At 71.2% G+C, this 18,711-nt stretch carries 11 protein-coding genes; 9 read left to right on the forward strand and 2 right to left on the reverse strand.

The genetic code is table 11. From position 1 onward, the window contains the following. Positions 1–100: 100 nt before the first annotated feature. Both ACH49X_RS15770 and ACH49X_RS15775 read left to right on the forward strand, forming a co-directional pair. Positions 101–1,018: a cobalamin biosynthesis protein gene (locus ACH49X_RS15770; RefSeq protein ID WP_195077733.1), complete on the forward strand. Its 918-nt coding sequence runs from the start codon at positions 101–103 to the stop codon at positions 1,016–1,018. 281 nt (positions 1,019–1,299) lie between these two features. Then, positions 1,300–1,689, forward strand: a complete 390-nt coding sequence (locus tag ACH49X_RS15775) for a VOC family protein (protein ID WP_357205300.1) — start codon at positions 1,300–1,302, stop codon at positions 1,687–1,689. 52 nt (positions 1,690–1,741) lie between these two features. On the opposite strand, the gene ACH49X_RS15780 is transcribed toward ACH49X_RS15775, so the two are convergent. Further along, positions 1,742–2,632 (reverse strand): SURF1 family protein, encoded by an 891-nt coding sequence (locus ACH49X_RS15780; RefSeq protein ID WP_195077735.1) that lies wholly within the window; start codon positions 2,630–2,632, stop codon positions 1,742–1,744. Next, entirely contained in the window at positions 2,632–3,153 is a 522-nt protein-coding gene (locus ACH49X_RS15785) for a low molecular weight protein-tyrosine-phosphatase (RefSeq protein ID WP_357205303.1), read from the reverse strand. The genes ACH49X_RS15780 and ACH49X_RS15785 overlap by 1 nt, the downstream gene beginning before the upstream one ends. A 44-nt stretch (positions 3,154–3,197) precedes the next feature. On the opposite strand from ACH49X_RS15785, the gene cobC reads away from it, so the two are divergent. The 7 genes from cobC to ACH49X_RS15820 all read left to right on the forward strand — a co-directional run bounded on the left by cobC (position 3,198) and on the right by ACH49X_RS15820 (position 18,706). Further along, positions 3,198–4,238, forward strand: coding sequence for an Rv2231c family pyridoxal phosphate-dependent protein CobC (cobC, locus tag ACH49X_RS15790; RefSeq protein ID WP_357205306.1), 1,041 nt, complete (start codon positions 3,198–3,200; stop codon positions 4,236–4,238). A 355-nt stretch (positions 4,239–4,593) separates the two neighbouring features. Continuing rightward, positions 4,594–5,715, forward strand: coding sequence for a Nif3-like dinuclear metal center hexameric protein (locus tag ACH49X_RS15795; protein ID WP_357205309.1), 1,122 nt, complete (start codon positions 4,594–4,596; stop codon positions 5,713–5,715). Positions 5,716–5,838: 123 nt separating this feature from the next. Next, positions 5,839–6,483, forward strand: a complete 645-nt coding sequence (locus ACH49X_RS15800) for a hypothetical protein (protein ID WP_357205427.1) — start codon at positions 5,839–5,841, stop codon at positions 6,481–6,483. Positions 6,484–6,555: 72 nt separating this feature from the next. Then, positions 6,556–7,293 (forward strand): C4-type zinc ribbon domain-containing protein, encoded by a 738-nt coding sequence (locus ACH49X_RS15805; protein ID WP_357205312.1) that lies wholly within the window; start codon positions 6,556–6,558, stop codon positions 7,291–7,293. 31 nt (positions 7,294–7,324) lie between these two features. Next, a complete protein-coding gene (locus ACH49X_RS15810; protein ID WP_357205314.1) occupies positions 7,325–8,506 on the forward strand; it encodes a bifunctional RNase H/acid phosphatase in 1,182 nt (393 codons plus the stop codon). 314 nt (positions 8,507–8,820) lie between these two features. Further along, entirely contained in the window at positions 8,821–11,292 is a 2,472-nt protein-coding gene (locus ACH49X_RS15815) for an FAD-dependent monooxygenase (RefSeq protein WP_357205317.1), read from the forward strand. Between the two features lie 178 nt (positions 11,293–11,470). Further along, complete coding sequence (locus ACH49X_RS15820; RefSeq protein WP_357205320.1) at positions 11,471–18,706, forward strand: amino acid adenylation domain-containing protein; 7,236 nt, start codon at positions 11,471–11,473, stop codon at positions 18,704–18,706. Positions 18,707–18,711: the final 5 nt, after the last annotated feature.

Genomic DNA, 18,711 nt, shown 5'->3' on the forward strand with positions numbered 1-18,711 from the left:
GAGTCTATGGATGCGTCACCGGGTCGACGACGCGGGGACGCGGAGTGTGACACGGCCGGGCCGTGCGGGCCGGTCGGGGGCCGCCCGATAGTGTCGCCGGGTGCAGAAGGGGACCTCCACCGCGCTCGGGTTGCTGCTCGGTTTCGCGCTCGATCGAGCGTTCGGCGATCCGCGGCGGTGGCATCCGGTGGCCGGATTCGGTTCCGCCGTCGCGGCGCTGGAGTCGGTGACCTATGCCGACCGGCGCGCAGCGGGGCTGGTGCACGAGGCCATGGCCGTCGGCGCGGTGGTTGGGCTAGGCGTGGCTTTTCGCCGGGGCGGCGTGGCCGCGACCGCCGTCGCGACCTGGACCGTGCTGGGGGGCCGAAGCCTGGCCCGGACCGGTCGCCGGATGGCCGACCACTTGGCGGAGGACGATCTGGACGGCGCCCGCGCGCTACTGCCCTCGCTGTGCGGGCGCGACCCGCGGGCGCTCGATGGCGACGGTCTGGCTCGCGCGGCCCTGGAGTCCATCGCCGAGAACACCTCCGACGCGGCCGTCGCGCCGGTGCTGTGGGGAGCGGTGGCGGGCATTCCGGGTTTGCTCGGGTATCGCGCGGTCAACACGCTCGACGCGATGATCGGCTACCGCAACGAGCGCTACCGGCGATTCGGCTGGACCGCCGCGCGCGTCGACGACGCGGCCAATCTGGTCCCGGCGCGCGTCACGGGGGTGCTCACCGCCCTGCTCGCCCCTTCGATCGGTGGACGACCCGCCGCCGCCCTTGCCGCGTGGCGGCGGGACGCCGCCGGGCATCCCAGCCCCAACGCGGGCGTGGCCGAAGCATCGATGGCCGGGGCGCTGGGCGTCCGATTGGGTGGCCGCACCGACTACCCGCACGGCGTGGAGCTGCGCCCGGCCCTCGGTGACGGTCCGGCTCCGACCGTGCACGACCTGCGCCGCGCCGTCCGTCTTTCCGAGGCCGTGCAGTTCACCGCCACCCTGCTCGCCGCCGCCGTGGCCGCGATCAGGCGCTGACCAGGTCTGCGATTGCCGCCGCCGGAGTCTGCGCGGCAAGCCGCGCCAGGCATAGCCGCGTGCCGCCGCAGCCGGGGCCGGCGCGGCGGTGCGGGTTCGCCGCCCCGGCAAGCCATGGCGAACGGCAGCTACAGAACCGAGTCAACGGGGCGCACCGGCGGCCCCAGCCGGTTGCGATCGCCCTGCGACCGTGGGTCACCGGCCGCAACATGCGGATCACCCCTATCAGCGAGCGCCGTCGACCGCGTGAACCCGCGTTCGGGCTCGGCTAGGGTCGGCGGGTGCGAATCGCGCTCATGACCATCGTGGTGGCGGAGTACGACGCCGCGATCGACTTCTTCGTCCACGCGCTGGGATTCGAGCTGATCGAGGACTCCCCGGCGCGCACCGACGACGGCCGCCCGAAACGGTGGGTGGTCGTGCGGCCGCCCGGTGCCGAAACGGGCATCCTGCTCGCCCGGGCCGACGGTGAGACGCAAGCGGCGGTGATCGGGCAGCAGGTCGCGGGCCGTGTCGGGTTCTTCTTGCAGGTGGACGACTTTCAGTCGGCGTATGACCGAATGGTCTCGCATGGTGTCGAGTTCGTCAGAGCGCCCCGTAGCGAGTCATACGGGCAGGTGGCTGTCTTCCTCGACATCGCGGGCAACCGGTGGGATCTGCTCGGCCCGTGACAGCCTCAGCGGCCGTCCGGCGTCGAGTCAGGGCGGAGCGGAACTGCCCGGATCAACCGCGGCCGCGGCCGTAGCGGTCGGCGAGGCGGGCTTCCGTGGTCGGTGCGGCGGGCGTGGCCGGGGCGACCGGCTCCGACCGGGCCGGGTCGGCGGGAGACGTGGCGCGGGCTGGTTCGGCGGCGCCCTTTTCTTTCCTTCTCTCCCGGATCTCTGCGTAGATGAAATAGCCGAGGCCGAGGGGAGCCATGATGCCGAAGGCGAGCCATTGCAGGCCGTAGGAGAGGTAGGGGCCGGCATCGAGCTGGGGGAGCGGAGTGGGCGTGAACGCGCCCGGCTGGTTGTCGCTCAGTTGCAGATAGCCGCCGCGTTCGCCGCCGGTGGGCACGGGAGTCAGGGACTGTCGCAGGACCGCCGTCTCCTGGGTGGTGTCGATGGAGTACACCTGGCGATAGCCGTCCTGGACGCTCGGGTCCTTGCCGGGCGTGACGCCTTCGGACATGCGGACCCTGGCCTCGATGCGCTGCGGCCCGGCGGGTGGCTCGGGGACCTGCGGCGGGCGCGACCCTTCGACGGCCGACACCAGTCCGCGGTCGACGAGCAGCACCCGTCCGTCGTCCAAGCGGAACGCCGCCAGCACCGCGTATCCCGGCGCGCCGTCGAGGTGGCGCAACCGGACCAGGACCGTCGAGTCCGGCACATAACTGCCGGAAGCGGTGACACGCCGCCACTCGGTGTGCTCGCTCGCCGTGCCGGACAGCACGGTGGTGACATCGACCGGATCGGCCCGCACCGAGTCCGCGATCAGCTGGTTGCGGTGCGAGGTGGCCGTGTTCTTGCCGAGCTGCCACGGCGCGAGCACGGTGAAGCAGAGGTAGGCGAACGCGGCGACCAGCACCGCCAGGATCAGCCAGCTGGGGCGCAGCAGGAACGCGAGCCTGCGCATCACGGTCGCTCGTCGGGAACGGGGCGCAGACCGGGCGGTTCGGCGGCCGCGAGTTCGGCGCGCACCCAGTCGAGCAGGCCGGGGACGGCGGCCTCGATCTGGGCGCGCACGAGTTCGAAGTCGGCCGCGTCGCCGTAGTAGGGGTCGGCCACGTCATGACCGTCGGCGTCCGGGTCGAAGGCGCGCAGCAACCGCAGCCGCTCGGCGGGGACGCCGAGGCGGGCCAGGTCGCGCTGGTGGGAGCGGTCCAACGCGACCACCAGGTCCGCGTCGCTGTGCTCGGCGCCGAACACGGCGGCGACGTGCCCGGTCGGGTAGCCGTATTTGCGCAGGGTGGCGCTGGTGCGCGGGTCGGCGTCGTCGCCGACGTGCCAGGAACCGGTGCCCGCGCTGCTCACCCGCACCCGGTTGGCCAGTCCGGCCCGGTACAGGTGCGAGGCGAAGATCTTCTCCGCCATCGGAGAGCGGCAGATGTTGCCGGTACAGACGAACGAGACGTGCAGCTGGCCCACGTCTGCCATTCTGGCCGGTCCGGACGCGTGACCGCCACGTAGGGTGTGGTCTCGTGGCCGAGGACACCGTCGATCGAGCGAAACTGCGTCACCACGGCGACGTGGACGCTCGTCCCGGCATGCTCGATTTCGCGGTGAACGTCCAGGGTGACGCGCCGCCGGAATGGCTGCGGCGGCGCTTGGCCGCGCGCCTGTCCGATCTGGGGCGTTATCCGAGCGCGGAGGACGCCGAAGCGGCCCGCCGCGCGGTCGCGGCCCGGCACGGCCGCGATCCCGACGAAGTGCTGCTGCTGGCCGGCGCCGCGGAAGGCTTCGCCATGCTGCCGCGCCTCGCGCCGCGGTCGGCCGCGGTGGTGCATCCGTCGTTCACCGAGCCGGAACTCGCGCTGCGGGAGGCGAGCGTCCCCGTCACCAGGGTGGTGCTGGAACCGCCCTACCGGCTCGATCCCGCCGGGGTGCCCGCCGAAGCCGACCTGGTGGTGCTCGGGAACCCGACCAATCCGACCTCGGTGCTGCACCCCGCCGACACCATCCGCGCCCTGCGCAGGCCCGGTCGCGTCATCGTGGTCGACGAGGCCTTCGCCGACGCGGTGGCCGGTGAGCCGGAATCGCTGGCCGCCGACCCCGCGCCCGACCTGCTCGTCCTACGCAGCCTCACCAAGACGTGGGCGCTGGCGGGGCTGCGCTGCGGCTACTTCCTCGGCGCGCCCGGCGTGCTGGCGCGGCTGGCCCACGGGCGTCCGCACTGGCCGCTGAGCACCTTGCAGCTGGAGGCGATCACCGCCACCGCGAGCCCGGCCGCCGTGGCCGAATCCGAGCGCCGTGCCGAGACGCTCGCCGTGCACCGTGCCGCGATGATCGAGCGCCTGAGCGACCTCGGCGTGGCGGTTCACACTCCGGCGGAAGGCCCGTTCCTGCTGCTGCGCGTGGCGGACGGCGAATTGCTGCGCAAACACTTGGTCGCGGAGGGGATCGCGGTCCGGCGCGCGGACACCTTCCCCGGCTTGGGCCCGGATCATCTGCGCGTCGCGGTCCGTGGCCCCGCGGAGGTCGATCGGCTGGTCGCGGCGATCCGATCGGCGGATGTCCGGTGAGTGCGAGGCTCCGGCCGCGCCACGTCGATCCCGCGCGCAGGCCGGCCGGACGGACGGAGATCTCGCGCGCAGGAAGTCTCGCGGCCGGCGGCCGATCTTCACGACTCGGCGAGAACCTGCTGTGGAGTCGGTCGGAATTCCGCCGCATGGTGATCGCCGCATCGGGCATCCGGACGAGCAATGCAGCAGGCGGCGGTCACCTCGACAGCCGCCCCAGCGGCGCTCGTGGCGCCGGACTGCGCCCGACCACGCACAGCGCGTGCCCTAGAGAGGCGAGCGCACGCAGCCGCGCCGGCACGTCCGGCAGTGCACCCGGTGCCGCACAGTGCAGGACCGAAGCGAAGGAAGGTGGACGATGACCACGCTCGCGGATCTCATCGGGGCGCTCGACGCGGCCTACCCGCCCGCGCTGGCCGAGCCGTGGGACTCGGTCGGCCTGGTCTGCGGTGACCCGGCCGAAGAGCTGACCCGAGTGCTGTTCGCGGTCGACGCGACCGCCGCGGTCGTCGACGAGGCGATCGACTGGCGTGCGCAGGCGCTGGTGGTGCACCACCCGCTGCTGCTGCGCGGCGTCGACACCGTCGCGGCGAGCACGCCGAAAGGCGCGCTGCTGCACCGGCTGATCCGCGCCGGCTGCGCGCTGTTCACCGCGCACACCAACGCCGACTCCGCCGATCCCGGCGTCTCCGACGCGCTGGCCGCGGCCATCGGTCTCACGGTGACCGGACCGCTGGACGCGAAACCCGAAGCTCCCGTCGACAACTGGGTGATCCAGGTGCCACGGACGCACACCGATGCCGTGCTCGCCGCGCTTTTCGCCGCGGGCGCGGGTGCGGGCGGGCACTGTTGCGACCGTGCGCTGCGCGTGCCCGCGACCGAGCAATTCCGTCCGATCGCCGAAACCGGTCCGGACCAAGGTTCGCTGACGGAACTGCGGTACGTCGAGGAGGACCGGATCGAGGTGTCCGCCCCGCGCTCCGCGCGTTCGGCGGTGCTCACCGCGCTGCGCGCGTCGCACCCCGGCGAAGACCCGGTCTATCACATCGGGGAACGCGCCGAGCTGCCGTCCTCGCTGGGCATCGGTCGGGTCGGCACGCTGCCGCAACCGGAATCGCTGCGCGCCTTCGCCGATCGCGTGGCCCGGGCCCTCCCGCCCACCGCATGGGGCGTGCGCGCCGCCGGTGACCCGGACCGCACCGTCTACACGGTCGCGGTCTGCGGCGGCGCGGGCGACTCCTACCTGGGCAGGGCCACCGGACTGGGCGTCGACGTGTATCTGACCTCCGACCTGCGCCACCACCCGGTGGACGAGCACCTGCGCAAGGGCGGGCCCGCCGTGGTCGACGCCGCCCACTGGGCGACCGAATTCCCTTGGTGCGCACAAGCGGAAGCGGTCGTGCGAACCGCCCTGCCGGGTCTGGAGACCAGGGTGTCCACGGTGCGCACCGACCCGTGGACGGTGCGCGCGCCCGGCTGATCCGGCGAAGCCGTTGTCCCGGCGCAGAACTGGCAACGGCGTGTCGGGGCGTGTCCGCGCCGAGCCGGGAAAGGATGGGCGGTTCGGGTGAATCGACCGGTTCGCGCGGGGTACAACTACCGCATGAACTTCCCGGTCGATTTCGGGCTCGTGCAGATCGGGCTGATCCTGCTGCTGGTCGTCGGTGTCGCGTTGATCATCTCCGGTCTGATCGCCGCGCGGCGGGTGGGAATGCGGCCGCTGCTCGCGCGGGGAACGGGTGGGCTCGCACTGCTGCTGGTCGCCGCGGTGCTGCTGTGGATCGCGACCCTGCTGCAGACCTACCTCGGATTGACCGGCGAGATCAAGGCGGCGCACGTGGTCGCCAAGCCCGTGGCGGGAGAAGAACACCTGCTCGACGTCGACCTCACCTTGTACGGCGACGACGACCACCCCGAACAGCGCCTCACCCACCGGGTCGAAGGCGACATGTGGGTGCTGCAGGCGGGCATCGTGGAGCTGGAACCGTGGGTGAACGCCCTCGGCTTCCACTCCGGTTACCGGATCAGCCGCCTGTACGGCCAGCGCCTCGACGGCGTCGCGACCAAGCAGAACCAGATCTTCCTCGACGACGGCGACCGCGACTTCTTCGCCGACATGCGCGAGGGCCGCTGGTGGACCCAGCCATTCGTGCGCTCCGCCTACGGCAACGCGGTCATCGCGGTGCCCGGCGAGTACGACGTCTACATCTCCCGCGACGCGATCAAAACCCGCGCCGTCGGCGGCTGACGCCGGTCCGCCGATCCGGCGGGGTACGGTTGAACACCAGTCCCGTCCACCCCGTCCAGGAGTTTGTCCGCGTTGAATGTCGAACCCCCGATCCAGGCCGAGCTGCTGCGGCTCGCCGCCGTCGACGCCGAGCTGACCCGGATCGCGCACCGCCGTACCGTGCTGCCCGAGCAGCAGGAGGTGGCGCGGCTGGAAGCCGAGCGCAACGCGCACTCCGACGCCGCCGTGGCCGTGGAGATCGTGCTGGACGACCTCGATCGCGACATCCGCAAGCTGGAGGGCGAGGTCGACGCGGTGCGCAAGCGTGAGGAGCGCGACAAGAGCCTGCTCACCGCGGGAACGGTGAACGCCAAGCAGCTTTCGGAGATCCAGCACGAGCTGGGCAGCCTGCAGCGCCGCCGCTCCGTGCTGGAGGACGAACTGCTCGAGGTGATGGAGCGGCGCGAGGCCTCCGCCGCCGATCACGAGCACGCGGGCGCGCGCTTGAGCAAGACCGACGAGGAACTCGCCGCCGCCCGGCGACATCGCGACGAGGCGCTCGCGGATCTGGACGTGGCGCAGACGCGCTGCGAGACCGATCGCGCCGGCGTGGTCGCGAAGTTGCCCGGCGAGCTGCTGGCCATCTACGACCGTCAGCGGCAGCAGCACGGCGTCGGCGCCGCGCTGTTGCAGGCTCGCCGCTGCGGCGCGTGCCGCATCGAACTCGATCGCGGCGAGATCGCCCGCATCGCCAAGACCGCCCCGGACGTGGTCGTGCGCTGCCCGGAGTGCGGCGCCATCCTGGTCCGGACCAAGGAATCGGGGCTGTGAGTTCGCCGCGACCGGTTGCCACGGGAGTGCGATGAGTTTCCCGGAGGTGATCGTCGAAGCCGACGGCGGCTCGCGGGGCAATCCGGGGCCTGCCGGGTACGGCGCGGTGGTCTACGACGCCGACCACCTCCGGGTGCTCGCCGAGCGCCGGGAGTTCCTCGGCGTCGCGACCAACAACGTCGCCGAATATCGCGGATTGATCGCGGGGTTGGCGGCGGCCGCGGAACTGGGCGCCGAATCGGTCGTGGTGCGTATGGATTCCAAGCTGGTCGTCGAGCAGATGTCCGGTCGCTGGAAGATCAAGCACGCGGCCCTGATCCCGCTCGCCGACCAGGCGCGCAGGATCGCGGACGGGTTCGCCCGGGTGAGCTACGACTGGATTCCGCGCGCGCAGAACGCCCATGCCGACCGGCTGGCGAACGAGGCCATGGACGCCGGAGCCGACGATGTCCGTGCGGCCGCCACCAGCTCGACGGAGGCCGCCGATCCGGCCCTCGCGGCCACGGAGCGCGAGCTGCCGAGCTGGATCGACCAAGTCAGGGACGCGAACGCCGGGCAGACCGAGCCTGCGCGGCACGGCCCCGGCTGGACCAGCGCCATCGGCAGGCCCACGCGTTTGCTGTTGCTTCGCCACGGCCAAACCGAGTTGTCGCTGCAGCGCCGCTATTCCGGTCGCGGCAATCCGCCGCTCACGCCGCTCGGCCGCGAGCAGGCCGCGCGTGCGGCGAAAATGCTGGCCGCCAAAGGCGACATCGCCGCGGTGGTCAGTTCGCCGCTCGGCCGGGCCAGGGAGACCGCTGAGGCGGCCGCCGCCGCGCTCGAGGTTCCGCTGGAGATCCACGAGGGGTTGATCGAGACCGACTTCGGCGCGTGGGAAGGTCTGACCTTCGCGGAGGCCGCGCAGCGCGATCCGGATCTGCACGCCCGCTGGATCGGCGACCCCACCGTCGCCGCGCCGGGCGGGGAGAATTTCGAGGAGGTCCGCGCACGGGTGGACGCCGCGCTGCGCGACCTGCTCGAGCGGTATCCCGGCGCCAATGTGGTGGTGGTCAGTCACGTCACCCCCATCAAGACGCTGCTGCGGCTTGCTCTCGATGCGGGCCCGTCGCTGCTGTATCGCTTGCATCTGGATCTGGCGTCGCTGTCGATAGCGGAGTTCTATCTCGACGGCGGGTCTTCGGTGCGTCTGGTGAACGATACGTCCTACCTCTGAGCCCGGCGACGTGCCGGAATCGAGGGCGAACGTGGTGCACGGAGGGCGAATTATGCACCATTGCAACACATTTGCGTTTCACAATCGCATGATGCGGTGAATCTCACTTCAACTCGGCCTTGCGCGCCGAGTAGCGGTAGGCTTCCGGACGGTCAGGCACAGGCGTCCCAGCTGCCTGCCCGGCCGGGGCCGACACGGTGGCCTCGGCCGGCGCTGCGCAGCGGGACGGTTTCGCGCGGGCGGTGTGGCCCGCGGGCCGCGTCGCGGCACGAAGCACCTGTGCCGTCGAGTTGTTCGATGAGAGTGCAGGTTCGATGAGCAGTCCGATCAAGGTTGTCGTTCTCGGGGCAGGGATCGGAGGACTCACCACCGCGGCCGCCCTGCGGCATGCGGGATTCGGTGTCGAACTATACGAAGCGGGCCCCGAACTGCGGGCACAGGGCTTCGGACTTTCGGTGCAGGCCAACGGCATCAACGCACTGCGCACCCTCGGCCTCGGCATCGACGAGCAATTGCTCGAGCGCGGCGGCCGGGTCGAGACCTTCCGCTTCTGCAACCCCGACGGCAGCCCGATCCGGGTGCTTCCGGTGCATCGGCTCGACGCCCAGCTCGGCGCACCCGCTGTCGCACTGCACCGCACCGATCTGCACGACGTGCTGCTGAGCGCGATCGGTGACACGCCGACTTTCACCGGCGCGCAAGCCATCCGGTTCGTCGACGACGGCGAACACGTGCGCGTCGAGTTCGCCGACGGCCGGGTCGCCGAGGGTGACCTGCTCGTGGGCGCCGACGGCATCCACTCGGTGGTGCGCGCCCAGTTGCACGGCCGCGCCGAGCCGCGTCCCGGCAATTTCGTCTGCTGGCTGGCCTGCATCCCGTTCGAGCATCCCAATGTCGCGCGCGGGTTGTCGGCGCATTTCTGGGGCACCGGAATGCGTTTCGGCATCCACGACATCGGTCACGGCCGGGTGTACTGGTGGGGCACCAAGACGCTGCCCGCCGACGAGGCCGCGAACTGGCAGGGCGGCAAGGACGACCTGCTGCGCCTGTACACCGACTGGGCGCCGGAGGTGCGCGCCTGCATCGAGCAGACCGACGAGGCGGCGATCCTGGCCGTGCCCGCGCAGGACCGTCCGCCGCTGGCGGGGTGGGGCCGCGGCCGGGTGACCCTGCTCGGCGACGCGGCGCATCCGATGCTGCCCAGCCTCGGCCAGGGCGCCAACGCCGCGATCGAGGACGCGGTGGTGCTGGCCGGTGTGCTGCGCAACTCCCTGGATCCGGTGGCGGGCCTGCGTCGTTACGAGAAATTGCGCGCCGACCGCACCGCCATGTTCGTCAACGGATCGGCCTCGCTGGCCAAGATCGAGCAGACCACCGACCCGCGCCTGGTGCGGGTGCGCGACACCTACTTCCGGCACGCGCCCACCGAATTCTTCCTGCGTAACCTCGGCAAGCCGATGTCCTTCCCCGAACCGGACGGGCCGACCGCGCGGCTGCCGCGTCCGCTCTCCCCGGTCGAGCGCTGGCACTGGATCGCCGATCAGCTCGCGCCGCTGCACATCCTGTCGCGGGTGCGCATCCGGGGCCACGTCGAGGCCGAACAGATCCGCGCGGGTCTGGACGAAGTGCAGCGCAGGCATCCGCTGTTGCGGGTCGCCGTCGCCGCCGAACCGGACGGCACCGCACCGCGTTTCGTGCCGGTGCAGGCGCCGATTCCGCTGCGGGTGATCGAATCGGAGGACAGCACGAACTGGCTGGCCGAGGCCGACGAGGTGGAGCTGCGCGAGCCGTTCGACTGGCGCACCGGCCCGCTGGCAAGGGCGGTGCTGATCAAGGAGACCGACGGCACCAACGAGCTGATCGTCACGCTGCACTACGCCATCGCCGACGGCGAGAGCGCGCTGTCGGTCGCCAAGCAGGTGCTCCAAGCGGCCGCAGGGGAAGGGGGCGATTTCGCACCCGCTCCGGTCCGGCCGGGCCCGGAGGAACTGTTCCCGCCGCGCTTCCAAGGCGCGGGCGGTGCGCTGCGCACCGCGGGTTCGTTCCTGCGCGACCAGAAGTCGCAGCTGCGCAAGCCGCGCAGGCTGGAGCCGACCAGGCTCGCCCCGCCGGCGCAGCGGCGCAGCCGGGTGGTGCACCGCAGCCTCGACGGCGACCGGTTGGACGCGCTCACCGCGGGCTGCGCCCGCCACGGCGTCGGCCTGCAGGCCGCCCTCTCCGCGGCGCTGCTGATCGCCGCGGCCAGGGAGGCGGGCACCGAGAAGGCCGCCTGGTACACCGTCGGCAGCTCGGTCAACTTCCGTGACCATCTCGACGGCGCCGCGGGCGACACCGAAGTGGGCACCTATCAGGGCATGATCGCCACTCCGGCCAAGTACGCGCCGTGGGCCTCGCTGTGGGAGATCGCCGCCGAGATCGAACGCGAGTACGGCGCCAGAATGGACCGGCGCGATCACCTGTCCGCGCTGAACCTGCTGAAGGTGGCCGCGCCGAAGTCGGTGGCCGCGAGCGCGTCCACGGTGAAACTCATGGACACCCGCGGCCCCGGTCATCTCTGTATGACCTACCTGGGCGACTACCCGTTCCCCGACAAGATCGGCTCCTGGCAGCTGGAGGGCGCGCAGTTCGTCTCCGGCATGTCCGTCAGCGGCTTCATCATGGCGACCGCCAACGCGACGCACAACGAGCTGTCCCTCAACATCGGCTACGTCGAGCCGGCGGTCTCCCGCGACCGAGCCGATCGTCTGGCCGACGAAAGCGTGCGTGCGCTGCTGTCGGCTTGCTGACCGGCCCGCATACCCCGCGATAACAACAGCAGAGTCGCGGCATCGGCACTGCCGATGCCGTGATTCGCGATATCGATAACTGGATAAGTGTGGTAGCAGCTTTGCGTGTCAGCGATCAGGGTGGGCCCGAGCGGATCCGCGCACGGCCGGTGCCGCGACTGTCGCGATAGGAGTGACTGTGACATTCGAACCGAGTGCTACTTCCGAGAGACCCCCCGAAGCCTGGCCGGTCAGCGCGTACCAGCGCGATGTGTTGTCGGTGGCCTACCGGTATGCCCCGGCTCCGGTCACCCGGAACGCGTACTGCGCGTTCATGGACGAGCCCTTCGACATGGACCGGTTGCGCGCCGTGGTGCGCAGGGCGCTGCTGTCGGACGAGGCGCTGCGCCTGCGGTTCGAGTTCTCCGAAGGCCGTTTCTGGCAATGGGTCTCCGACGAGCTACCCGAGGTGGAGCTGGTCGATCTCAGCTGGGCCTCCGACCCGGCCGCGGCGCGCCGGGACTGGGTGAACCGGGCCAATGTGACGCCGTCCCCGCCGCGCCAGCCGTTCCGGATCGCCGCGCTGGTCGACGGGCCCGACCACTTCCATCTCTACGTGGCGATGCACCACGCGATGATCGACGGCTGGGGCGTGAACGCGCTGTGGAGCGCCCTGGTGGACAACTACAGCCGCGGCGACCTCTCGCTCGAGCAGCTCGCCGAGCCCGAGCCGTTCACCGAGCAGACCGACCGCAGTGCGGCGACCTACCGCAGGATCGCCGCCGAACACGAGGAGTATCTGTCCTCGCCGCAGTGGGCGGCGGACCGTGACGCGCTGGTGCGCCGCTTCGAAGGAGTGGTCCCCGCACTCTTCTCCGGACGCGCGAGCACCCCGAACGTCGATCGGGGGCGTCGGCGCGTGGTCGTCGAACCCGCGTTCCTCGACCGCATTCGAGCCACCGGCTTCTCCGTCTTCGCGTTCACCGTTTCGGCCCTGGCCGCCTACCTGACCACCATTCACCGCTCCGAGGAGGTGGTGATCGGAGTCCCGATGCTCAACCGGCACAGCGCGGAGACCTTCCGCACCGCCGGGCACCGGACGAACGTGGTGCCCCTGCGCATCCGGGTCGATCCCACCGAGCCGCTGTCGGCGGTCGCTACCGAGGTGGCCGCGCAGATCCGGGAACTCAAGCGCTACGAGCGCTTCCCGTACGGCGACCTGGCCCGTGCCCTCAGCAGCGATCCGACGGCTCCGCCACTGTTCGACGTGGCGTACTCCTACATCAAGATGCCGCCCTCGGATCACCTCGACAAGATCCTCGGCACGCTCGACATCGTCAATCCGGGCACGGTGCTCGAGGCGTTGAACATTCTCGGCGTCGAGCACGCCCGCGACGGCTCGCTGAACCTCCAGCTGTATTACGACAAGGACGTCTTCGACGAGAATTTCCCGTTCGAATCGGTCGTGCGCGGCGTCGGCGCGCTGCTGGTCGCGGCGCTGGACCGGCCGGAGGCGCCGATCTCGGACCTGCCGCTGATGCCGAGGCGGGAGCAGGCGGCCATCGCCGCGTTCGAATCCGGTCCGCGCGCGGAGTTCCCGTACACGACGATCGACCGGCTGGTCGCCGACATGGCCGCACGGCATCCGGATCGGATCGCGATCGAACCGGTGGCGGGGTCAGGGGAGCAGCCGCTGCGCTACGCCGAATTGTCCACGCTGGCCGACGGCTTCGCCGCCAGGCTGCACGCGCTCGGCGCGACCGGCAACGAATGCGTACCGGTGGTGCTGCCCCGCTCGACCGAGATGCTCGTCGCCATCTTCGGTGTGCTGCGGGCCGGTTGCGCGTACGTGCCGCTCGACCCGGACTTCCCGGCCGCCCGCATCGAGACCGTGCTCGCCGACTGCGGGGCGCGCTTCGTCGTGGCGGGGCCGCGGCATCAGGCGGTCTTCGACGAACTGGGCGTCACGAGGATCACGGTGGCCGACACCGTCCCGGCCCGCGGCGTCGAAAGCGTCTCGCACCCGGCCGATCTCGGCTACCTCATCTACACCTCCGGTTCGACGGGCGTGCCCAAGGGCGTGATGATCGAGCACCGGTCGGTGGTGAACCGCCTGACCTGGATGCAGCGGCGCTACCCGCTGCGCGAGTCGGACGTGATCCTGCAGAAGACGCCGGTGACCTTCGACGTGTCGGTGTGGGAGCTGTTCTGGTGGGCGATCACCGGCGCGCGGGTGGCGCTGCTGGAACCGGGCGGGGAGCGCGATCCGCGCCGCATCGCCGACGCGATCGCCGCGCACGGCGTGACGGTGCTGCACTTCGTGCCCTCCATGCTGGCCGCGTTCGTCGACGAACTCGCGGCCGACCCGGCGACGGTGGCGCGGCTGGGCAGCGTGCGGCGGATCTTCTGCAGCGGTGAGGCGCTACCCCCGGCGCTGGTGCGCCGGTTCCACGCGGTCTTCGCCGCGGCCGGAGCGGCGGCGCCGCAGCTGGTGAATCTCTACGGCCCGACCGAGGCCACGGTCGACGTGTCCTATTTCGACTGCCCCGCCGACGAGCCGCTCGAGGTGGTGCCGATCGGCCGCCCGATCGACAACATCGACCTGCTCGTGCTCGATCACATCGGCCGCCGGGTGCCGGTCGGCGTGCCGGGAGAGCTGAACATCGCGGGCGTCGGCGTGGCCCGTGGCTATCGCGGCAGGCCCGAGCTGACCGCGGCGGCGTTCGTCGACGATCGCGCGGTGCCGGGGCGCCGCCGGTACCGCACCGGTGACCTGGCGCGCTGGCTGCCCGACGGCAACCTGGAGTACCTGGGCCGCTTCGACGATCAGGTGAAGATCCGCGGCAACCGGATCACCCTCGGCGAGGTGCAGAACGCCATGCTCGGCTGCGCCGGGGTTCGTGCGGCGGCCGTGGTGGACGAGGTCTCGGAGGCGCACGGCGTGCAACTGGTCGGCTACTTCGTCGGCGCCGACGTCTCCGGCGAGGAGATCGCCGAGCAGCTCGCGGCCGGGTTGCCCCGCTACATGGTGCCGTCGCGGCTGATCCGGGTGGACCGGATCCCGCTGACCCGCAACGGGAAGCTGGACCGGCGCGCGCTGGCCGAGCAACTCGTCCTCGGTCACGGCGCCGAACCGGCCGAGGGCGGCGAGCCGCGCACCGATGTCGAGGCCGGACTCGCGCAGGTCTGGCGCACCGTGCTGGGCGTCGAGTCGATCGGCGTGCACGACAACTTCTTCACCCACGGCGGCGACTCCATCCTCGCGCTGGCCGTGCGGACCGCCGCCGAACGCGCCGGGCTCTACTTCGACGTGGACTCGTTCTACCAGGCGCCGACCATCGCCGAACTGGCCCGCGTGGTGCGCGACGACCGCCGCGACGAGCGCGGCCGCGTCGCCGCGCCGCTGGAGACGGTGCCGCTGATCGACCGCGCCGCGCTGCACCAGGCCGAGGACGCGTTCCCGGCCACCGCGCTGCAACTGGGCATGCTGTATCACAGCATCGAGCGCGCCGACTCGGTCACCTACAAGGACGTGTTCCGCTACAGTCTCGAAATCCCTTGGGACGCAGCTGAGTTCCGTGACGCGGTGGACCGGCTGGTGCGGCGTCAACCCGCGCTGCGCTCGTCGTTCGAACTGAGCAAGTACTCGGTTCCGCTGCAGATCGTGCACACAGCGCCCTCCTACGATCTCCAGATCGTCGATCTCGGCGAGATGGACGAGGCGGACGGCGAGGATCTGATCGAGATCCATCTCCAGGAGCGGGCCCACGCCCAGTACGACATCTCGGTCCCCGCGCTGTTCGCCATCCGGGTGTTCGTCCGCCCCGGGCCGCAGGAACCGGTCGGCACGGTGGACCTGGTGCTCAGCTTCCACCACGCCATCCTGGACGGCTGGAGCGTCGCCACGTCGGTGCTGGAACTGCTGCTGGACTACCTGCATCACCTGGGCATGACCCAGAACCAGGTCGAGGCCGCCCCGCATCCGGCCACCGTGCTCGCCGAATACGCGCGGGCCGAACAGGGCGCGGCACGCGACAGCGCGGCCCGCGCGTACTGGCGCACCGCCCTGGAAGGCGCCGAGCCCACCGCGCTGACCGCGCTCGGGGCGCACCAGCCGGTGGTGGCGGGCGTGCCGCAAGCGCGGGCGCTGGTGCCGCGCAGGCTGGCCGAACAGGTCTCGGCGTTCGCCACGCGCCATCAGGTGCCGGAGAAGTCGGTGTATCTGGCCGCGCACTGCCTGGCGCTGCGGGCGCTCACCGGCCGCACGGATGTCACCACCGGCGTGGTCAGCCACGGCCGCCCGGACCGAGCCGGCGCCGAACGAGTGGCGGGGCTGTTCCTCAACACGCTGCCGATCCGGTTGGACGGCGCCGCGACCACATGGCGCGCGGCGGTGGAGCAGCTCGCGCGACGCGAACGCGAGGCGTATCCGTTCCGCCGCTACCCGCTGCGGTCGATCCTCGCCGACGGCGGGCCGGTCTTCGAGACGGCGTTCAATTTCGTCAACTATCACGTCTTCCAGCCGATGCTCGTGCTGGACGGCGTGCGCCTGCTCGACTTCGAGGCCCGCGAGGAGACCAACTTCCAGCTGCTGGTCACCGCGGCGACCGACCCGCGCGACGGCCGGATGTGGCTGCGGGTGGACGGCGATCACACGCTCACCGCCGAGCAATGCGAGACCGTGGCCCGCACGCAGCTGCGCATGCTGGCCGGTATCGTCGCCGACCCCGACACGGCGATCGACCGCGGCGTGGGCCCCGCGACCGCCCGCGACGTGGGCACTCTGGTGGCCGAGGCCGCCGCGCTCCATCCGTCGCGCGTCGCCTTGGCCGGTGACGACGAATCCGTCACCTACGACCAGCTGATCGAACGCTCCAACCGGCTGGCCCGGCGACTGGCCGGGCTCGGGGTGTCGCCGGGCGACCGGATCGGCATCCTGATGGGGCGCCGCCCGCAATTGATCCTGCTCGTGCTCGCGCTGACCAGGCTCGGGGCCGCGTGCGTACCGCTGGATGTCAGCTACCCGCGCGCCAGGCTCAATCTGATGATCGACCGCGCCCGCCCGCACCGCGTGATCGCCGACGCCGCCTATCGCGACATCGTCGACGAGGCCGCCTTGGTGCTGGACACCGCCGCGCTCTTCGACGATTCCGAACCCGACGCGGAAGTGACGCTGCCCACGCACATCTCGCCCGACGCGGTGGCCTACGTCCTGTTCACCTCGGGCTCGACCGGCGAGCCCAAGGGCGTCGCGATGCCGCATCGCGGCTTGACCTCCCTGGTGGACTGGCAGAATCGCGCGGCCACCGGCACCGGCCTGCTGAGCACACTCCAGTTGGCGCCGTTGAGTTTCGACGTGTCGTTCCAGGAAATCTTCACGACCCTCGCGGCGGGGTCGACCCTGCGAGTGAGTTCGGCCGATCTGCGATCGAACGTCGAGCAACTGCTGCGCACGGTGGTGGATGAGCGCATCGAGCGGCTCTTCCTGCCGTACGTCGCCTTGCAGGCGTTCGCCGAAGCGGCAGTGGCGCACCGGATGTTCCCGACCGAGCTGAAAGTGCTGATCTCCTCCGGCGAACAGCTGCGCATCACCGACGAGATCCGCGCGCTGTGCAAGGTGGTGCCCGGTCTGGTGCTGGAGAACCAGTACGGCCCCACCGAATCCCACGTGGCGACCAAGTTCACCCTCACGGGTCCGGCCGACGAGTTCCCCGCGCTGCCGCCCATCGGGCGCGCCGTCGACGGCGACACCGTCGAACTGCTCGACAGCGCCCTGCGCCCGGTGCCGGACGGCGTGATCGGCGAGATCTATCTCGGTGGCCGCAGCATCGCCCGCGGCTACGAGGGCAGGCCCGCGCTCACCGCGCAGCGGTTCGTCGCCACGCACGCGGGCGCGGTCCGGTACCGCACCGGCGACCTCGGCGTCCGGCTGTTCTCCGGCGACATCGTCTGCCTCGGACGCAGTGACAGCCAGGTCAAGATCCGCGGCTTCCGTGTGGAACCGGCCGAAGTCGAGTTGTGCATCCTGAGCCTGGTGGAGAAGTTCCCCGGCATCACCGAGGCCGCCGTGGTGGCCCGCGGGTTCGGCGGCATCGACGGTTCGCTGATCGCGTTCCTGGTCGGCTCGCCCGAGCGGACCGACCTCGCCGCGCTGCGGCACGACCTGCGCACGATGCTGCCCGCGCACATGGTGCCCTCGCGGTTCGCCTGGCTCGACGAACTGCCACGCACGCCCAGCGGCAAGCGCGACGACGCGACGCTGCGCGCCTACGGCGAGGACGCCACCGAGACGGTGTCGGCGCGGCGGGAGCCCGCCGACGAATACGAACGCTCGGCGGTCGAACTGCTGGCCGAGTACGCGGGGCTGCGCGCGATCGGCGTCGACGACGACTTCTTCGCCGCGGGCGGCACCTCGATCGGGGCGATGCGCGTGGTGATGGCGCTGTCGCGGCGCTGGGGGGTGGAGGTGCCGCTGGACGCGTTCATCGGCGCGCCCACCGCCGCCGGGATCGCCACGCTGATCCGGTCGGGCGACGCGCGGCGCACGTTCGACCCGCTGGTGCCGATCAGCGTCGGCGGCAGCAAGCCGCCGCTGTTCCTGGTGCACCCGATCGGGGGCAACGTGCTGTGCTACTTGGCGCTGGCGCGGTACCTGGATCCGGATCGCCCGATCTACGGATTGCAGGCCGCGGGCGCGGATTCCGGCAGCGCCCCGGAGAAGACCATTCCCGCGATGACGGAGTCGTATCTGCAAGCGGTGCGGCGGGTGCATCCGAAGGGGCCGTATCACCTGGCGGGTTGGTCGTTCGGCGGCTACGTCGCCTTGGAGATGGCCCGCCAGCTGCCCGAGCACCAGGTCTCCAGTGTGACGCTGCTGGACACGATGGCGCTGCGCGCTCGCACCCGGACCCCGATTCCGGAGGAGAAGCTCATCCGGTGGTTCTTCCTCGAGCTGCTGTGGTACGCGCGGGGAAGCCGTTCCGCGCTGGTCGATTTCGAGCCCGACGTGCACAATTCCGAGGACTTGTTCGCGGCGATGCTGGCGGAGTCGGTGCGGTCGGGCATCCTGCCCGCCGACAGTTCGCCGCAGGCGATCCGACGGCTCTACGAGGTGTTCTTCGCCAACTACTCGGCCATGCTGGACTACAAGCTCGAGCCGTACGAGCGCGACATCACGCTGTTGCGCGCCACCGAGGGCCTGCCGCCGGGCGTCGATCTGGCGCACCAGACCGTGGGCAGCATGTTCGACAGCGCCGACAACGGCTGGAAGCAGTACGCGGCGCGCCGGTTCACGGTGATCGACGTGCCGGGCGATCACCTGAACATGATGACCGAGCCGAACATCGCCGAGCTGGGGCTGCGGCTGGACGAGGTGCTCTCGGCCGCCGACCCCGACCTGGACCGCGAGTGGGACGAATCCATGCTGGACGCCTGAGGTCC

Source organism: Nocardia sp. NPDC019323 (assembly GCF_044389845.1).
Lineage (GTDB): Bacteria > Actinomycetota > Actinomycetes > Mycobacteriales > Mycobacteriaceae > Nocardia > Nocardia implantans.